Genomic DNA, 15,282 nt, shown 5'->3' on the forward strand with positions numbered 1-15,282 from the left:
CTCGTAAACTTAATGCCCGAAAATAGATTCCATTTTGGCTTCAAGAGCCTGCCCGCGCAATTTGGTGGCAATAATTTTACCTTCGGGATCTAACAATACAGTATATGGAATAGAGCGAACATTGTACAATTGAGCTGCCGCTGAATTCCAAAAACCCAAATCGCTAACTTGCGGCCACGTTAATTTGTCTGCCGCTATAGCCTCAATCCATTTAGCTCTGTCTTTATCAAGCGAAACACCAAAGATTTCAAAATTATCGTCTGAGTATTTGTTGTACATCTTTACCACGTTGGGGTTTTCAATACGGCATGGCTTGCACCACGAGGCCCAAAAGTCTATTAAAACGTAATTCCCGCGTAGTGATGAAAGTGCAATTTCTTTACCTTCCGGCGATGGTAATACAATATCGGGAGCTACAGCGCCAGGTCCAAACGCCGATTCAGCCTTTTTCTTATTTTCAAGCTGGGCGATATTGTTCGCTAACTGGTCGTAAAACGGATTCCCCTTTAGTCGGGAATTTAATCCATTGCGCACTTTTAGGAAGTACTCCCAATCTTGGTCGGCATTGAGCCTTTGCAAAACTGAAAAATTGGCCACACTAGTCGAGTCTGAATCTATCGTTCCGGTAAGATAGTCTTTGTACTCTTTACGCATTTCGTTGTACGCTGCACTAAGCTCAATTCGCTCGGCATTTTGCTCGTTTTTAGCCGCTTCCTGAAGCGCTTTCATTACCGAGTCGAGGGTGGTTTCATAGTAGTAACTTTTTACATACAAGTCTCTTATTTCCTTGCTTTCTTTAGAATCAGCAATTTGATAGTCTTTTTTTATTTCGGGATAATTGGCAGTAACCTGTGGTGACTGAGTGCTATCAAAGGCGAGTACAACAGACCCTTCATTGCCTACATTTAAAGTGTAGAAGGCTATATTTCCACCACTTACATTAAATGAAAATGCACCATCGGCGGTTAGGGTTTTTGACCCAAGTGTATCGGGTTGACCTTTGGGGTAACCAATTAAGGTAATCTGCTGCCCTTCGGCATTGTCAATTTTTCCGCTTACCGTTTGTTCTTTGCTTGATGTAGAACCACAGCTGCTTGCTATTAAAAGGATGATTGTAGATGCAAAAATTAATTTTTTCATGAGTCTAGTAATTTTTTTAGAATTTCAGTTGACATTTTTGGATTGGCTTTTCTCTCTGATAGTTTCATTACCTCTCCCATAAACAGTCCGAGCAATCCTTTATTGCCATTTTTGTACGCTTCCACTTTGTCAGGATATTTTTCTAAAGCCTGTTTTGCCAGGTTTAAAAGCCAATCGTCATCACTTTTTTGAAGAAGATTTTCTGCTTCTGCAATTTCTTTGGGCGATTTTTCCGGGTTCTCAAGCATTTTAGGGAATAGCTGCTGGGCGGCACTCGAGCTGCTAACCAAGTCCTGATCAATTAATTCAATTAATTCGGCAATTCTTTTTGGCGAAAGCGGAAACGATTCAATATCAATTGCATTGTGATTTAAGTGCGATTTTATTTCGCCCATCATCCAGTTTGCAGCTGCTTTATAATTTTTTGTAAGCGTAATAAGCTCTTCAAAGTACAATGCAATAGGTTTTGCGTCAATAATTAAATTGGCGTCGTAGTCTGAAAGCTTTAACTGCGAAGTGTACTTTTCAAAAAGGACACGGGGTAGTGGTGGCATACCGGCTTTTACAGCGTCTATTTCTTCCTGCGTCACACTTAGCGGCTGGATATCTGGCTCCGGAAAGTAGCGATAATCGTGCGCATCTTCCTTATCGCGCAGCGTAAAAGTAATGCCATTTACAGCATCAAAACTCCTTGTTTCCTGATACACTTGCCCACCGGCTTCAATGATTTTGATCTGGCGCTTCATTTCAAAATCAATAGCGCGCTGCACATTACGCAGCGAGTTCATGTTTTTTACTTCACAACGTTTTCCGTAGGTGTCTGAGCCTTTAAGCATTACAGATACGTTGGCATCGCAGCGCATACTTCCCTCTTCCATGTTTCCATCGCAAATCTCAAGGTAGCGCACCAGGCGACGTACTTCTGCCAGAAAATTATAGGCCTCTTCCAGTGTTCTTATGTCGGGTTCAGAAACCACTTCCAGAAGGGGAACTCCAGCGCGGTTAAGGTCAACAAGTGTATTGTATGGATCTTGATCGTGAATACTTTTTCCGGCATCTTCTTCAATATGAATCCGAGTAATTCGAATTGTTTTATCGGTATTGTCGGCTCCTTTTACTACCAGTTTACCGGCAGTGCAAATAGGAGTTGTGTCTTGGGTTATCTGGTATCCCTTCGGCAAATCGGCATAAAAATAATTCTTTCGGGCGAAGTGCATTTCGCGCGAAATGGCGCAATTGGTGGCAAGTCCCAGCTTTATTGCAGACTCTATTACTTGCTCGTTTATTCGCGGGAGCGTACCCGGATGACCCAAGGTGAGCGGACAGGTGTTTGAATTGGGAAGACTTCCAAATTCATTTTTGTCGCCCGAGTATGCCTTAGAAAGAGTTGATAGCTGGGTGTGTATTTCAAGGCCAACTACCAACTGGTATTTGTCTAATATTTCTTTTCGCTCTTCGATCATATTGATTCGATTAAGCCTTTAATTAAGGGCTTTAGTCTGTTTGAGGTTTCCTGCGCTGCTTTCACCACATCTTCATGCGTAGTTTTTACGATTTTTCCTTCTACCCCCAGGTCGGTAATTACGCTTACACCAAAGCACTTCATGCCCATATGGTTAGCGGCAATTACTTCTGGTACGGTGCTCATTCCTACAGCGTCGGCACCTATTATGCGCACGTACTTATACTCTGCTGGAGTTTCAAGGCATGGCCCTGTAAGCCCGGCATAAACTCCTTTTGATACTTTTATGTTTAGTTTTTTAGCGACAGCTTCGGCTTTTGCCAATAGGGTAGGGCAATACGCTTTGCTCATATCGGGAAAGCGGGTTCCCCAGTTATCGTTGTTGGGCCCCATTAAAGGATTGGTAGGAAAAAGATTTATATGATCGTTAATGAGCATAATCTCGCCAATTTCCTGGGCAGGATTTACACCCCCGCAGGCATTTGAAACGACCATGTATTTTGCACCGAGTAGCGCCATTACCCTTACGGGAATAACTACTTTATCCATAGAGTAGCCTTCGTAAAAGTGAAAGCGACCTTTAAAGGCAATAACCTTTTTACCGCCGAGCTTGCCCAGAAGCAGTTCGCCTGAATGGCCTTTAACGGTAGATTGTGGAAAACCGGGAATATCTTTGTAAGCCAGCGTTTTATCAATGGCTATTTCGTCGGCAAGTGTACCAAGCCCCGATCCAAGTATTATTCCAACTTCAGGAGTGTAAGGTAATTCGCGTTTTAAGAATTCAAGTATCGCATCAAGTTCGTTCGGCATAATCAATAATTAAGTTATCAAAATCCATTTTAAAATCACCAAAATCTATCCCTATTTCCCAGTAAAAAAGGGGCATTTGAGATTGGTTTGAGGTTTTGTTGAAGTCTAATAAACGCATGGCGTCTTTTTCAGTAGTCAATGCGGCTATTTCTCCGGGCGCAAAGCTACCAATAAAATTACGAAACCGCTCCACATCCGCTTCTTTGAACTGGTAATGATCTCTAAAATCGAAATGTTTTACCACATTGAATTGTGCTATCGCCTTTTTTCGAAAAAAATCAGGTTTGGCGATGCCCGTTATTAGAAATACTTTGGAATAATCTTTTATAGATTTCACTCCTCCATCAGTCAGCGCCGATATATTCTTGTAATTAATATGGTCAAAAATTACTTTTTTGCTGTATTTGCTCAGCTTGCTTTTTAAATATTCTACTTGCGTGATGTGGAGGTTTTTCGGGCATTTAGTAACTACAATGATATCTGCATCTTTGGCTCGTATTTTATGATCGCGGAGATTTCCTGACGGCAAATAGTAGTCTTTTGTAAAAGGCTGATCGATGGTGGTTAGTAAAATATTAAGCCCAGCTTTTAATTTTCGGTGTTGCAATGCATCATCGAGCAAAATAAGTTCTGTTTCGGGGTAGTGCTTTTGAATGTACGCTATTCCGCGTAAGCGATTTCCATCAACAACCACTTTTGCATTTGGGAATTTTCGAGCTATCTGTAGTGGCTCATCACCTGCCTCAAGGGTACTCGATTCTGCATTTACATTAAGAGTGCCGTTAGATTTTCTTCCATAACCTCGGCTCAAAACGGCCAGGTTTTTATGTGCCAATAAGGTCAAAATATATTCGATGTGTGGTGTTTTTCCGGTTCCGCCCAGCGAAATATTTCCTATGGCTATAGTTTTTATTGAAGGACTTACCGATTTTAGAATACCTCTGTTGTACAGCGCATTCCGGAGCCATAAAATCCAGCCATAGACGAAGGAAAAGGGGAGAAGCAGAGTTCGAATCTTTTGCATTGCTTATTTTTGCCACTTACAAGTATATGAAATGACGCGCATCAAAGATATAATTCATTCATTAGAAGAGTGGGCACCGCAAGCTTTAGCCGAATCGTATGACAATGTGGGCTTATTGGTAGGAGACCATAACCGCGAAATAACTGGTGTATTGATTTGCCTTGATTGCACAGAAAGGGTTGTGGAAGAGGCTATTGAGAAGAATTGCAACATGGTAATAAGCCATCACCCATTACTTTTTAAAGGGTTGAAAAAGCTTACCGGATCTAATTATGTGGAACGTACCGTGGAGCTTGCGATTAAAAATGACGTTGCGCTCTACGCTATTCACACCAATTTAGACAATGTAAATACCGGTGTGAATAAAATGATAGCTGATAAACTTGGTTTGGAAAACACGCGCATTCTGGCTCCTAAAAGCGGAAGACTTCAGAAACTTGAATTTTTTGTGCCCGAGGCAGATTTGGAAAATGTGAGAGAAGCTATTTTTGATGCGGGAGGCGGAAAAATTGGGAATTACGAAGGCTGTAGTTTTAATACAAAAGGTATTGGAACCTTTACGCCGATGGACAATGCCAACCCCACGATTGGTAAAAGGGGAGAGGCGCACCAAGAAAATGAAATTTGCGTCGAAGTTTTAATTCCCGATTATTTGAGCAGGTCGGTTCTTACGGCAATGAAAGAAGCCCATCCGTATGAAGAAGTAGCTTATTTTCTTCACAATCTCGAAAATGTACATCAGGAAATTGGTTCAGGAATGATTGGCACTTTGGCAAAGCCTGTGGAAGCGAAAGAATTTATAGAAACCCTAAAAGCTAAAATGGGATTGCAGGTTGTAAAGTGTACCGCGCTTTTGCCGAAAAAGGTTGAAACGATCGCAGTGTGTGGTGGAAGCGGAAGTTTTTTATTAAACGATGCAAAGCGCCAGAAAGCCGATGTATTTGTAACTTCAGATTTTAAATATCACGAATTTTTTGACGCTGAAGACGCATTGATTATTGCCGATATCGGACATTATGAAAGCGAGCGATTTACAATTGACTTAATTGCCGAAAAACTAAGCAAAAAATTTCGTACTTTTGCGACCCATTTAACGGAAGTAAATACAAATCCCATCCATTATATTTGATATATGGCAACAGCAGCAAAGAAAAAGACCCTTTCATCAGAAGAAAAACTGCGCGCATTATACAGTCTTCAATTGATTGATTCGCGCATAGACAAGATTAGAACCGTTCGCGGTGAGCTTCCGCTCGAAGTAGAAGATTTGGAAGATGATATAGCCGGATTGGAAACCCGCTATAAGAAAATGCAAGATGAGGCAGAGGAGTTGAATGATGAAGTTTCAAGCAAGAAGAATGCGATCACTGACTCGAAAGCTTTAATTAAGAAGTATAAAGAGCAGCAAGACAATGTGCGAAACAACCGCGAGTTTGAATCGCTTAGCAAAGAGCTTGAATATCAGGATCTGGAAATAAAACTTGCCGAGAAACGAATTAAGGAGTTCAAAGCAAAGATGGACGGCAAGAAGCAAATCCTTGACGAAACAAAATCGGAGCTTGATGGCCGCAAAAAAGATTTGGAGACTAAGCGCAAAGAGCTTGACGAAATAGTTGGCGAAACGCAGAAGGAAGAAGAAGCCCTTTTGAAAAAATCTGAAGAGGCTCGTGCTAAAATTGACGATCGTCTGGTAACGGCTTACGAAAGAATTAGAACAGGATCTAAAAACGGATTGGCAGTTGTTCCGATTGACCGTGAGGCTTCTGCAGGTTCTTATATTAAAATTCCACCACAACGTCAGCTTGATGTTGCTGCCCGTCAAAAAATTATAGTTGATGAGCACAGCGGAAGAATTCTGGTAGATGCTGAATTGGCAATCGAGGAGAATGAAAAAATGGAGGCAATGCTCGCCAAGATTTTGAAATAATTTTTTTAGAGTATTTAGTATAGAGTATTTAGTATAGAGTATTTAGTATAGAGTATTTAGTATAGAGTATGGCGTACATACTATTTAAAAGCCCCGATTCGGGGCTTTTTTTATACCCGTATTTATGGTATGTTTCAATTTTTATACCTGATAGTAAATTGGCATGTAAGTCTATTTTTATCCCTTTTGGATGCGTTAGTGTGAGTAAATGGTACTAAACAATTGAATAGCCGGAGCTGTTAAATAGGTAGTTAGAACGCTGCTTTTGGCGTATTTATAAACCCTAAAACGATACCATGGAAAATTCAAATCACAATGAAAAATTAGTAGGCTCCTTACAGGAGTTGCTTCAGAAGAATTACGATGCTGAAAAAGGATTCAAGCAAGTCATGCAAAAAGCAGAGAGTCCCAAATTGAAAAATTGGTTGCAAAAGAAAGCTGTTGAGCGATCTGGCTTTGCCAATGAAATTGACCAGGAGTTGAGAACTTTAAATGCGAAGCCCAGAGATGAGGGTAGTTTTGCCGGTTCAGCTCACCGCGTATGGATTGACGTAAAGACTGCACTTTCATCAGACAAGGACGAATCAATACTTGAAGAATGTATACGCGGAGAGAAAGCGAGTGCAGATGAGTACAAAGATCAATTGGAATCGGCCTATGTTACCGGATCTGCAAAAACGGTTTTAACCCAACAAAGAGCTAAAGTTCAGCAAACTTTGTCGGCTGTAAAACGACTTGAAGATTTGGTTGACTAAAACCTATTATCTATATTTAAAAAAGCCTCGTTTTTACGAGGCTTTTTTTCGAATAATATTATTCAAAAAAACATTTGAAATGTTCGGTGATATTTTCAGGATCAATCGACGAGGCGTTCGTTGCCTCTCGATAAATCGGCGCGGCTACAGCCTGAAACCAAGAGTCAGAATTATACTGGAGAGATTATTTGAAAGGGTGGTAATATCAGCCGAGTTATTGGTTTGATAAACTTCCTGAAACTTTGCTAATTGGTAAGTCATATCTAAACTCCATGAGGCTGCGCGGTATCCCAAACCTCCGCTGTACTGGTATCTGTTGAGGTCAGCATCTGTAAATTCATTTGCTCTATTTGGATTTGAGAAATAAGCGAATCCGGCTCTTCCATAAAACTCATTTGTAAAGCGGTATTCAGCTCCGGCGCGGTAGATATTTGAAATTGAAAAATTCTTAAGAATGGATTCATTACTATCACTGAAATCGCCATTGCTGCCATAAGAGCTGGCATTTTTAAGCTTTCCACCGCTAAAATCAGCAAATTCATACTGGAAACTAACCAACCCTTTTTTGCCCAGGATGCCGGCTATACTTCCCATAAATCTCCACGGGGTTCTAACGCGGTATTCAAAAACGCTAAGTGACGATTGCTCGCTAAATGTTTCAGACGGTTCGCGAAGCTCGCTAGTAAGTTTTGTACGATAATTATCTGTAAGCGTAAAGGTAGTTGGTGTTTGCACAGAAGCTCCAAATCGCAAATAGTCTCCTGCTTTTACAATTCCGCCAAGCTTAAAATTGAATCCAAGTCCTGTCGTCTCAAGTATTTCGGAGTACGTATATTTTACTAAATCTGTATTCGCTACGTCCAAAGGGGTTTCAGTAGTTTCCACTTTTGATTTGTAATAAGGCGACTGAAAGTTAAGCGAAGCTCCGATATATACTTTGTCATTATAGTTGGCGCCGAAATTCAGTGATGTTTCAGAGAGTCTTCCGGATCTTTCTGCATTTTGAAACTGAGTCAAATCTCCTGTAAAAGCTCTGCCATCATAGATATCGTTAATCGTGTCAATCCTGTCAATTACATAGCTGTTGTAGGCGAGGAGTGAACTAAATTCAGATAAGTCACCCGGCGCATATCCATATGCCTGATTTGCAAAATCCTGCATCATAGAGTTCCCAACCGGCAGCGTACTTTTAGCGACCAGGTTGTCATTAAACGTATTAAGCCTATTATAAGAAACGCCAAAATTTACTGATTTCCAGTAGGGGTCTTTTGTTTCGTTAGCCAAAACGAAACCAATATTATTGATCACCAGCTTATTTTGATCAGCGCTTGCTGTGTTTCCATTTAGCTCACTTTCAATAACGTTGAACTCCATTGATGGTGTAAATGAAATATCACCAAAGCGATAAAGCGCAATACTCGCAGGGTTTATATGTGTTGCCGACATATCACCACCGAGGGCACCCATGGCGCCGCCCAGTCCTGAAAAGCGGGCTGTTCCCAATACATATTGAGAAGAATATCTAAGTACGTCGGCATCATTTTGGGCTGTAGCTGCCAGCCCCAGTAAGATAGATACCGAGCTAAAAATGAATCGTTTCATAATTTTGATTTAATAGAAGCTCCTTTCGTTTTTAAAGAACTTCGCATTCGAATTTTGTTTTGAGAATCAAAAATTTTCTAATTTCGATTCTCAAAACTGAACAGTAACCATTAATTGTTTGCAAATTCTATTTTGGTCTATCTTCTACTACCTCTTGATGGTGAGCTGCTTCCCGAATTATTACTTCGCGAAGGAGAAACACTGCGCGATGGTGATGAATCTCTGGATGGTGTATTAAAAGATGGGCTTGAAGATCTGGTATTTCCTCTATTGTTAGAAGGAGATGTTCTGGCCGGACGTGACTGAGGAGCTACTGTAGATCGTTGACGATCGTTAGAAGGTGCCACAGAACGTGATCTCTGAGCAGGTGAAACTACATTTCTGTTTTCGGTTCTGTCAGGTGCATAAGTTGGAGATGCTACCGGACGCGTTTCGCGGGTTTGCTGCTCGCTGCGTGTAAAGTCACTTCTTGATGTACCCGGTCTGGTATATTCTCTTGTATTATCACGGGTATAATTTTCACGTGAATTAGATTCAGAATTCTGCACTTCAGTTCTTCTCAATTCTACATTTTCAGTACGACCTGCTACTTCCGATCGACGCGTGTTATCAACACTTCGCGCTTTTTCATCTGTATTGCTTTTAGTGCCGTCGCTTACATTTTTTCTACCGTCGGTTCCAGAGTTTTGGTTTATAGTACCACCTCTTGATGGCCTTACAGAAGTTGCGTTTTGACGTGGGGCACTAGTTATTCCGTTACTTCCCTGGTAATCGCCTCCACCGTAATAAGGAGGGTAATTGCCATAATATCCACCACCACCGTAGTAACCGCCATAACCGCCATAACCATAGCCTAAGCCATATCCAAAACCGTATGTGGGAAAGAAAGGATCATAAAAGCCCGGACCAAAGCCGTTAAAACGATATGGGTTGTACCACTGATTTGCATACCATGGTCTCATATAAAAAGGACTGAAATAGGGAGAGCCTCCAAAACCAAAACCAGGAGTGCCGTAGCCGAGACCCATGCCAAAACCTGAACCAAAAGATCCCATTCCGTACATCATGTTCATACTGATATTTGGTGAGATATTATTGTTGGCTGGGTTAGAGTATAAATAATCGCCCTGATTTGACCCGTGAAAATTATCAATCCTATTTGCATAATCTTCGTCGTAATAATCAGACTCATCATTTTGAATAACTTCATCAGAACTTCCTTCTGTTTCATCGTAAGGCACATTTTCGTAATAGCTGCGTTCAGCACTCGTAGCGCCATCCATATTGCTTTCTGCAGATGGATTAGAATTCAGACTCGCTGTTAAAGCAGGCTGGCCCGTGTAGTAAATGTCATCGTATTCACCTAGCGTTGCCAGATCTTTGTTGCTTGAGCATGCCGACAACAATGTGGCAAAGGCCAGGATTAAGTAAAGATTTAAATTTTTCATGTCTTTCTCCTTTTAAAATAAGGTTGTGCTAAAGTTAAAAAGATTAATTTCGGCAGCCTTATTGAAGTTTGCTGCGAACTTGAATTCGCACCCTTAAAGTAACAAATATTATTCCAAACTCAAAAGATGAGCAAGAAATTAACGACACGTGAAGATAATTATTCTAATTGGTATAACGAATTAGTTGGAAAGGCAGATTTGGCCGAGCATTCAGAAGTTCGTGGCTGTATGGTAATCAAACCGCACGGCTTTGCGATCTGGGAAAAAATGCAGCGCAGCCTCGATGATATGTTTAAAGAAACAGGTCATGTAAATGCATACTTTCCGATTTTTATTCCAAAATCATATTTCAGTAAAGAAGCCAGCCACGTGGAAGGCTTTGCCAAGGAATGTGCTGTAGTGACGCACTATAGACTTAAAACTGATCCCGAAACGGGTGAGGTAGTAGTAGATGAAACGGCCAAACTGGAAGAGGAACTCATTGTGCGACCCACTTCAGAAACTATCATTTGGAATACTTATAAAGGATGGATTCAAAGTTACCGCGATTTACCCATTCTTGTAAACCAATGGGCAAATGTGGTGCGCTGGGAAATGCGAACCCGTCTCTTTTTGCGAACTGCAGAATTTTTATGGCAAGAAGGACATACTGCTCATGCTACTAAGCAAGAAGCCATAAGTGAAGCAGAACAAATGCTTGATGTATATGCAACTTTTGCCGAAGAGTGGATGGCGATGCCGGTAATAAAAGGTGTAAAAACAGAAAGTGAAAGATTTGCAGGTGCTTTGGATACCTATTGTATTGAAGCATTGATGCAAGATGGAAAAGCACTTCAGGCCGGCACTTCCCATTTTCTTGGACAGAATTTTGCCAAGGCTTTTGATGTTAAATATGTAAATAAGGAAGGAAAGGAAGAATATGTTTGGGCTACCAGCTGGGGTGTTTCTACCAGGTTGATCGGTGGATTGATTATGACGCATAGCGATGATAACGGATTGGTTTTACCTCCAAAACTTGCGCCAATACAGGTAGCTATTGTTCCTATTTACCGAAGTATGGAGCAACTTGAGCAATTACAAGATAAGCTTAAACCACTTGTGGCTGAACTTAAGAAGCGAAAAATTTCTGTTGTTTTTGATGATGATGATAACCGCAAGCCGGGTTGGAAATTTGCCGAGTATGAAATGAAAGGTGTTCCGATAAGATTGGCAATGGGTCCGCGCGATTTGGAAAACAATACCATAGAACTTGCTCGTCGTGATACGCTTGAAAAAACAAATGTTAGTTTTGAAAATGTAGCCGACACAGTAGAAGGCCTTTTGGAAACTATACAAAGCGATATGCTAGCTAAAGCGCGCGCTTACAGAGATTCGAATATGCATAACGCCGATACCTGGGAAGAATTTACCGATATTATCGCAAACAAAGGTGGTTTTGTTTCAGCTCACTGGGATGGAACTTCTGAAACGGAAGAGCAGATTAAACAAAAGACAAAAGCTACGATTCGCTGTATTCCTTTAGAAAACAAAAAGGAATCAGGAAAATGTATTCTTACCGGAAACCCTTCTGAGCAGCGCGTACTTTTTGCAAAAGCGTATTGATTATGGAGAAAAATGGGATTTATAGTGAAGTGCTGGATCTGATTAAATCAAAATCGATATTAAAGCGCGATATCTTTGAGCTAACTATTAAGCGCTTTGCCGATTTAAAATCAGAGCTTGCGGAGATAGCGGAAGAGTTGCGTAAAGACATTGCAGAAGCCGATACAAGGCTTGAGGTAAGTTATAAAGATCTTGGTAAATTTTATTGCCAACTCACAATAGCAGGCGATACTTTGTTGTTTCACATGCATACCAATGTTTTCAAATTTGCAAAGGATAGCTATTACTGGAAATCAGGCTATCTCCAGGAAGACGAAAGAAGAGGGTACTGTGGCACAATTCAGGTGTATAATTTTCTTGCAGACAGTTTTAGGTTTAACAGAGAGGGTGACATTGGCTATATGGTTGCAAGGTTGTTCTTAAATTACGAAAACCATTTTTTCGTTGAGGGCAAGAGCGAGCTGAGGTACTTGTTTAACGATTTTGTAAATTCGAAATTATCAAAGAAATGCTTACGCAAGATTGTCTATGAGGTAATTAAAGGCAGTTTAGAATTTGATTTATACAGTCCAAATTACCGTGATATTGATGAGATTACGGTACGCGATGCCAGGGTTTTAAAAGATGTTGTAAGCCTAAAAACGGGGAAACGACTTGGTTTTCAGTTCAGTTCAGACCCAAATGTAATCCAGTCATAATTTTTTTTCACTCAGGTATTTGCTATATAGAAAAAGGTACTATATTTGCACCCGTTATTGAAAAACAAGTTCGATAAACGGCCCGTTCGTCTAGTGGTTAGGACCTCAGGTTTTCATCCTGGTAACAGGAGTTCGATTCTCCTACGGGCTACTAAAAGAAAGAGATTATTCGAAAGGATGGTCTCTTTTTTTATGGAGTAAATTCTTGCTTTAACGATGTAGTAGGAGGATCGAACTCTCGAGTTCGAACTAAGCGTAGCGCTCTCTTGAACACCTTTGAAAATAAACACTTGTGAAAATTCTCCTACGGGCTACTCCTACGGGCTACTATTAAAGAGATTATTCGAAAGGATAGTCTCTTTTTTTATGGAGTAAATCGCGATCGCCCAGGCTCGCGTCCCGCGAGGCTTCTTTTTAACTGGCTTCCCGCCAGAAATTCTCAGTTCTGATTATCTTTTATTTGTCAGCTCTATTTTTTTTTTTGCCACGAATGCACGAATGATTTCACGAATGCACGAAAGAATTTTTAAGGTTCAACTTTTCAAATTCCATAAAAAAAACGCGGTGAAATTCACCGCGTTCAATAATATCGATTGAGGATAATAAGTCCGTTCTACTTCAAAAATTTTGAAGAAAGAACCTTCAAATTTTCATCGAGTTCATAAACTTTTGGCACTCCGGTTGGTATTTCAACGCTAACAATATTTTCGGGAGCTATATTCTCAAGCTTCATTATCAAGGAGCGCAGGCTATTGCCGTGGGCAGTAATAAGAATGTCTTTACCTTTTCGAAGTTCGGGTTCTATTACGCTTTCGAAATAAGGGGTTACTCTTTCGAGGGTATCTTTTAAACTTTCACCGCCGGGAGGGGGTACATCAAAGCTCCTACGCCAGATGTGAACCTGTTCTTCACCAAATTCCTCGCGGGCTTGGTCTTTGTTTTTCCCCTGAAGGTCACCGTACATCCGCTCGTTCAATTTCTCACTATGGGTCACAGGTATATTGGTTTGATCAATCTCTTTGAGAATAATATCAAGCGTTCTATTTGCGCGTTTCAGAGTAGATGAAAACGCCTCATCAAAATTATATTCTTTGAGCAGCTCTCCTGCGCGTTTTGCTTCTGCTACACCTTCTTCGGTAAGATCTACATCTACCCATCCGGTAAATATATTGGCCTTATTCCATTCGCTTTGGCCGTGGCGAACTATCACAAGTTTTGACATAATATTTTATATTTGCCCAAAGCTAAACATCTTATTTTAATTAGGAATTAGCACCGGATATATAAATTTTTCACATTCCTTGGTCTTAGATAAAAAGTTAGTATATTTGCACTCCAAATTTTTGAGAAGAGCGAATTAATTAATATAGAATGGCAAATCATAAATCAGCCCTGAAACGTATCCGTTCAACGGAAGTATCTCGTGTTAGAAACCGTTTCCAACATAAAACTACTCGTAACGCTATAAAAAGATTACGTGAATTAACAGACAAGAAAGAAGCCGAGGTGCTATTGATTGACGTATCGTCGATGGTAGATAAATTGGCTAAAAAGAATATTATTCACAGCAATAAAGCGGGAAATCTTAAATCTCAGCTTACTAAGCATGTGAATTCGCTATAAGCGAAACGAATCACATCATTTTTTTTTTACCCGTCTTCCACGATGATTCTTGGGAGACGGGTTTTTTTGTATCTTGGTGGTTCGATTTTTTATGAAACCTATTCAAGAGATATCCGGAATAAAATCGTGGGCCGAAGATGATCGCCCTCGCGAGAAAATGCTGCTCAAGGGCAGGCAAGCGCTGTCTGATGCAGAGCTAATCGCTATTTTAATTGGTTCGGGTACGCGCGATATCACGGCTGTTGATCTCTCCAAAGAAATATTGCGTTCTTATGACAATAAGCTCAACCAACTTGGGAGGGTTCAAATAGATGATTTAAAGAAGTTTAAGGGTATTGGCGAAGCCAAGGCTATAAGCATTCTCGCCGCTTTGGAGCTGGGGCGAAGAAGGCGCGAAGAGGCGGGGCATGAATTACAGCGTATTACAAGTAGTAAAGATGCGTATGAAATTATGAGCGCAAAGCTTGGCGATATAGACCATGAAGAATTCTGGATACTGCTGCTCAGTCGATCTCACAAAGTAAAGGATAAGATATGTATAAGCCGAGGCGGAATTTCTGGAACGGTTGTAGATCAACGTTTGGTTTTTAAACCGGCCATTGAGAAACTTGCTTCTGCTATTATTCTTTGCCACAATCATCCCAGTGGTACGTTACATCCCAGCGAGCAAGACAAAGTGCTCACCAAAAAGCTTGTTGCAAGTTCTAAATTACTTGAAATCCCGATTTTAGATCATTTGATTTATACTGACTCTGGATTTTATAGTTTTGCCGATGAAGGCCTAATTTAGGCTTTTGATTTCTCTGCCGATCTAATCTTTATACACATCTTAACAGGTCAATGGATTTTTAGAGTTGATTAGTTCTAATTATAAATATTCTGTCCTTGAATTAACTCCTTGTTTATCAATGTTCTCATTCACCCCAGCCCTAAAGGGAGTCCAACGCACACATTAGTCAGGGAACGAACTTTTGTCGATTTAAAGCCGCTTTTCGCCTAAATATAACTTTATTAAACGGATTAATTATCGAAATAATATTGGGTGGTAGGGCATTCCCCTTTAGGGAATTAGCGTGTACCTAAGCGGGCTATTTACAATGGGCTGTTGATGTAAAAGTCAGAATGTACTTGATTGATATAGAAAAGACACGGACACTTGAGGTGTAACAACAAATCAAGGCAAAATGATCA

General features: G+C 40.6%; 14 protein-coding genes and 1 tRNA gene. 8 read left to right on the plus strand and 7 right to left on the minus strand.

Annotated features, from left to right (window positions below; translation table 11 throughout):
* Positions 1–9 precede the first annotated feature (9 nt).
* The 4 genes from G3O08_RS20880 to lpxK are packed head-to-tail and all read right to left on the minus strand — an operon-like array spanning position 10 to position 4,436.
* Positions 10–1,140, minus strand: coding sequence for a peroxiredoxin family protein (locus G3O08_RS20880; protein ID WP_204336815.1), 1,131 nt, complete (start codon positions 1,138–1,140; stop codon positions 10–12).
* Positions 1,137–2,603, minus strand: coding sequence for an Asp-tRNA(Asn)/Glu-tRNA(Gln) amidotransferase subunit GatB (gene gatB / locus G3O08_RS08275; RefSeq protein WP_163284783.1), 1,467 nt, complete (start codon positions 2,601–2,603; stop codon positions 1,137–1,139). Before gatB ends, G3O08_RS20880 begins: the two co-directional genes overlap by 4 nt.
* The gene (locus tag G3O08_RS08280) at positions 2,600–3,412 is read right to left on the minus strand and encodes a purine-nucleoside phosphorylase (protein ID WP_163284785.1); all 813 of its coding nucleotides are present in this window, start codon (positions 3,410–3,412) and stop codon (positions 2,600–2,602) included. The genes gatB and G3O08_RS08280 overlap by 4 nt, the downstream gene beginning before the upstream one ends.
* A complete protein-coding gene (lpxK, locus tag G3O08_RS08285; protein ID WP_163284786.1) occupies positions 3,396–4,436 on the minus strand; it encodes a tetraacyldisaccharide 4'-kinase in 1,041 nt (346 codons plus the stop codon). The genes G3O08_RS08280 and lpxK overlap by 17 nt, the downstream gene beginning before the upstream one ends.
* A gap of 31 nt (positions 4,437–4,467) precedes the next feature.
* On the opposite strand from lpxK, the gene G3O08_RS08290 reads away from it, so the two are divergent.
* The 3 genes from G3O08_RS08290 (at position 4,468) to G3O08_RS08300 (ending at position 7,118) form a co-directional block, all read left to right on the plus strand.
* Entirely contained in the window at positions 4,468–5,565 is a 1,098-nt protein-coding gene (locus tag G3O08_RS08290) for a Nif3-like dinuclear metal center hexameric protein (protein ID WP_163284788.1), read from the plus strand.
* Between the two features lie 3 nt (positions 5,566–5,568).
* Positions 5,569–6,363, plus strand: a complete 795-nt coding sequence (locus G3O08_RS08295; RefSeq protein ID WP_163284790.1) for a zinc ribbon domain-containing protein — start codon at positions 5,569–5,571, stop codon at positions 6,361–6,363.
* A 296-nt stretch (positions 6,364–6,659) separates the two neighbouring features.
* Positions 6,660–7,118, plus strand: coding sequence for a ferritin-like domain-containing protein (locus tag G3O08_RS08300; RefSeq protein WP_163284792.1), 459 nt, complete (start codon positions 6,660–6,662; stop codon positions 7,116–7,118).
* 144 nt (positions 7,119–7,262) lie between these two features.
* On the opposite strand, the gene G3O08_RS08305 is transcribed toward G3O08_RS08300, so the two are convergent.
* Both G3O08_RS08305 and G3O08_RS20885 read right to left on the minus strand, forming a co-directional pair.
* Complete coding sequence (locus tag G3O08_RS08305) at positions 7,263–8,720, minus strand: OmpP1/FadL family transporter (protein ID WP_163284794.1); 1,458 nt, start codon at positions 8,718–8,720, stop codon at positions 7,263–7,265.
* Positions 8,721–8,857: 137 nt separating this feature from the next.
* A complete protein-coding gene (locus G3O08_RS20885; RefSeq protein ID WP_204336816.1) occupies positions 8,858–10,168 on the minus strand; it encodes a hypothetical protein in 1,311 nt (436 codons plus the stop codon).
* 126 nt (positions 10,169–10,294) lie between these two features.
* On the opposite strand from G3O08_RS20885, the gene proS reads away from it, so the two are divergent.
* From proS to G3O08_RS08325, 3 genes are all read left to right on the plus strand, one after another.
* The gene (proS, locus tag G3O08_RS08315) at positions 10,295–11,770 is read left to right on the plus strand and encodes a proline--tRNA ligase (RefSeq protein WP_163284796.1); all 1,476 of its coding nucleotides are present in this window, start codon (positions 10,295–10,297) and stop codon (positions 11,768–11,770) included.
* Positions 11,771–11,772: 2 nt separating this feature from the next.
* A complete protein-coding gene (locus G3O08_RS08320) occupies positions 11,773–12,468 on the plus strand; it encodes a hypothetical protein (RefSeq protein WP_163284798.1) in 696 nt (231 codons plus the stop codon).
* Positions 12,469–12,547: 79 nt separating this feature from the next.
* Positions 12,548–12,619: transfer RNA gene (locus G3O08_RS08325), tRNA-Glu, on the plus strand.
* Positions 12,620–13,081: 462 nt separating this feature from the next.
* On the opposite strand, the gene G3O08_RS08330 is transcribed toward G3O08_RS08325, so the two are convergent.
* Positions 13,082–13,690, minus strand: coding sequence for a 2,3-bisphosphoglycerate-dependent phosphoglycerate mutase (locus G3O08_RS08330; protein WP_163284800.1), 609 nt, complete (start codon positions 13,688–13,690; stop codon positions 13,082–13,084).
* A gap of 149 nt (positions 13,691–13,839) precedes the next feature.
* Here G3O08_RS08330 and rpsT point away from each other — a divergent pair, with 149 nt between their 5' ends.
* Both rpsT and radC read left to right on the plus strand, forming a co-directional pair.
* Positions 13,840–14,091, plus strand: a complete 252-nt coding sequence (gene rpsT / locus G3O08_RS08335) for a 30S ribosomal protein S20 (RefSeq protein ID WP_163284802.1) — start codon at positions 13,840–13,842, stop codon at positions 14,089–14,091.
* A gap of 91 nt (positions 14,092–14,182) precedes the next feature.
* Positions 14,183–14,881: a RadC family protein gene (gene radC / locus G3O08_RS08340; protein WP_163284804.1), complete on the plus strand. Its 699-nt coding sequence runs from the start codon at positions 14,183–14,185 to the stop codon at positions 14,879–14,881.
* Positions 14,882–15,282 lie beyond the last annotated feature (401 nt).

The sequence above is a fragment of the Cryomorpha ignava genome (assembly GCF_010686655.1).
GTDB classification, from domain to species: Bacteria; Bacteroidota; Bacteroidia; order Flavobacteriales_D; family Cryomorphaceae; genus Cryomorpha; species Cryomorpha ignava.

What these genes read in the sequence shown, in the direction of transcription:
- proS (WP_163284796.1), top strand. Translation starts at nt 10,295, where the DNA reads ATGAGCAAGAAATTAACGACACGTGAAGATAATTATTCTAATTGGTAT.
- lpxK (WP_163284786.1), bottom strand. Translation starts at nt 4,436, where the DNA reads ATGCAAAAGATTCGAACTCTGCTTCTCCCCTTTTCCTTCGTCTATGGC.
- G3O08_RS08290 (WP_163284788.1), top strand. Translation starts at nt 4,468, where the DNA reads ATGACGCGCATCAAAGATATAATTCATTCATTAGAAGAGTGGGCACCG.
- G3O08_RS08300 (WP_163284792.1), top strand. Translation starts at nt 6,660, where the DNA reads ATGGAAAATTCAAATCACAATGAAAAATTAGTAGGCTCCTTACAGGAG.
- G3O08_RS08320 (WP_163284798.1), top strand. Translation starts at nt 11,773, where the DNA reads ATGGAGAAAAATGGGATTTATAGTGAAGTGCTGGATCTGATTAAATCA.
- G3O08_RS20885 (WP_204336816.1), bottom strand. Translation starts at nt 10,168, where the DNA reads ATGAAAAATTTAAATCTTTACTTAATCCTGGCCTTTGCCACATTGTTG.
- gatB (WP_163284783.1), bottom strand. Translation starts at nt 2,603, where the DNA reads ATGATCGAAGAGCGAAAAGAAATATTAGACAAATACCAGTTGGTAGTT.
- G3O08_RS08305 (WP_163284794.1), bottom strand. Translation starts at nt 8,720, where the DNA reads ATGAAACGATTCATTTTTAGCTCGGTATCTATCTTACTGGGGCTGGCA.
- G3O08_RS08330 (WP_163284800.1), bottom strand. Translation starts at nt 13,690, where the DNA reads ATGTCAAAACTTGTGATAGTTCGCCACGGCCAAAGCGAATGGAATAAG.
- G3O08_RS20880 (WP_204336815.1), bottom strand. Translation starts at nt 1,140, where the DNA reads ATGAAAAAATTAATTTTTGCATCTACAATCATCCTTTTAATAGCAAGC.
- G3O08_RS08295 (WP_163284790.1), top strand. Translation starts at nt 5,569, where the DNA reads ATGGCAACAGCAGCAAAGAAAAAGACCCTTTCATCAGAAGAAAAACTG.
- rpsT (WP_163284802.1), top strand. Translation starts at nt 13,840, where the DNA reads ATGGCAAATCATAAATCAGCCCTGAAACGTATCCGTTCAACGGAAGTA.
- radC (WP_163284804.1), top strand. Translation starts at nt 14,183, where the DNA reads ATGAAACCTATTCAAGAGATATCCGGAATAAAATCGTGGGCCGAAGAT.
- G3O08_RS08280 (WP_163284785.1), bottom strand. Translation starts at nt 3,412, where the DNA reads ATGCCGAACGAACTTGATGCGATACTTGAATTCTTAAAACGCGAATTA.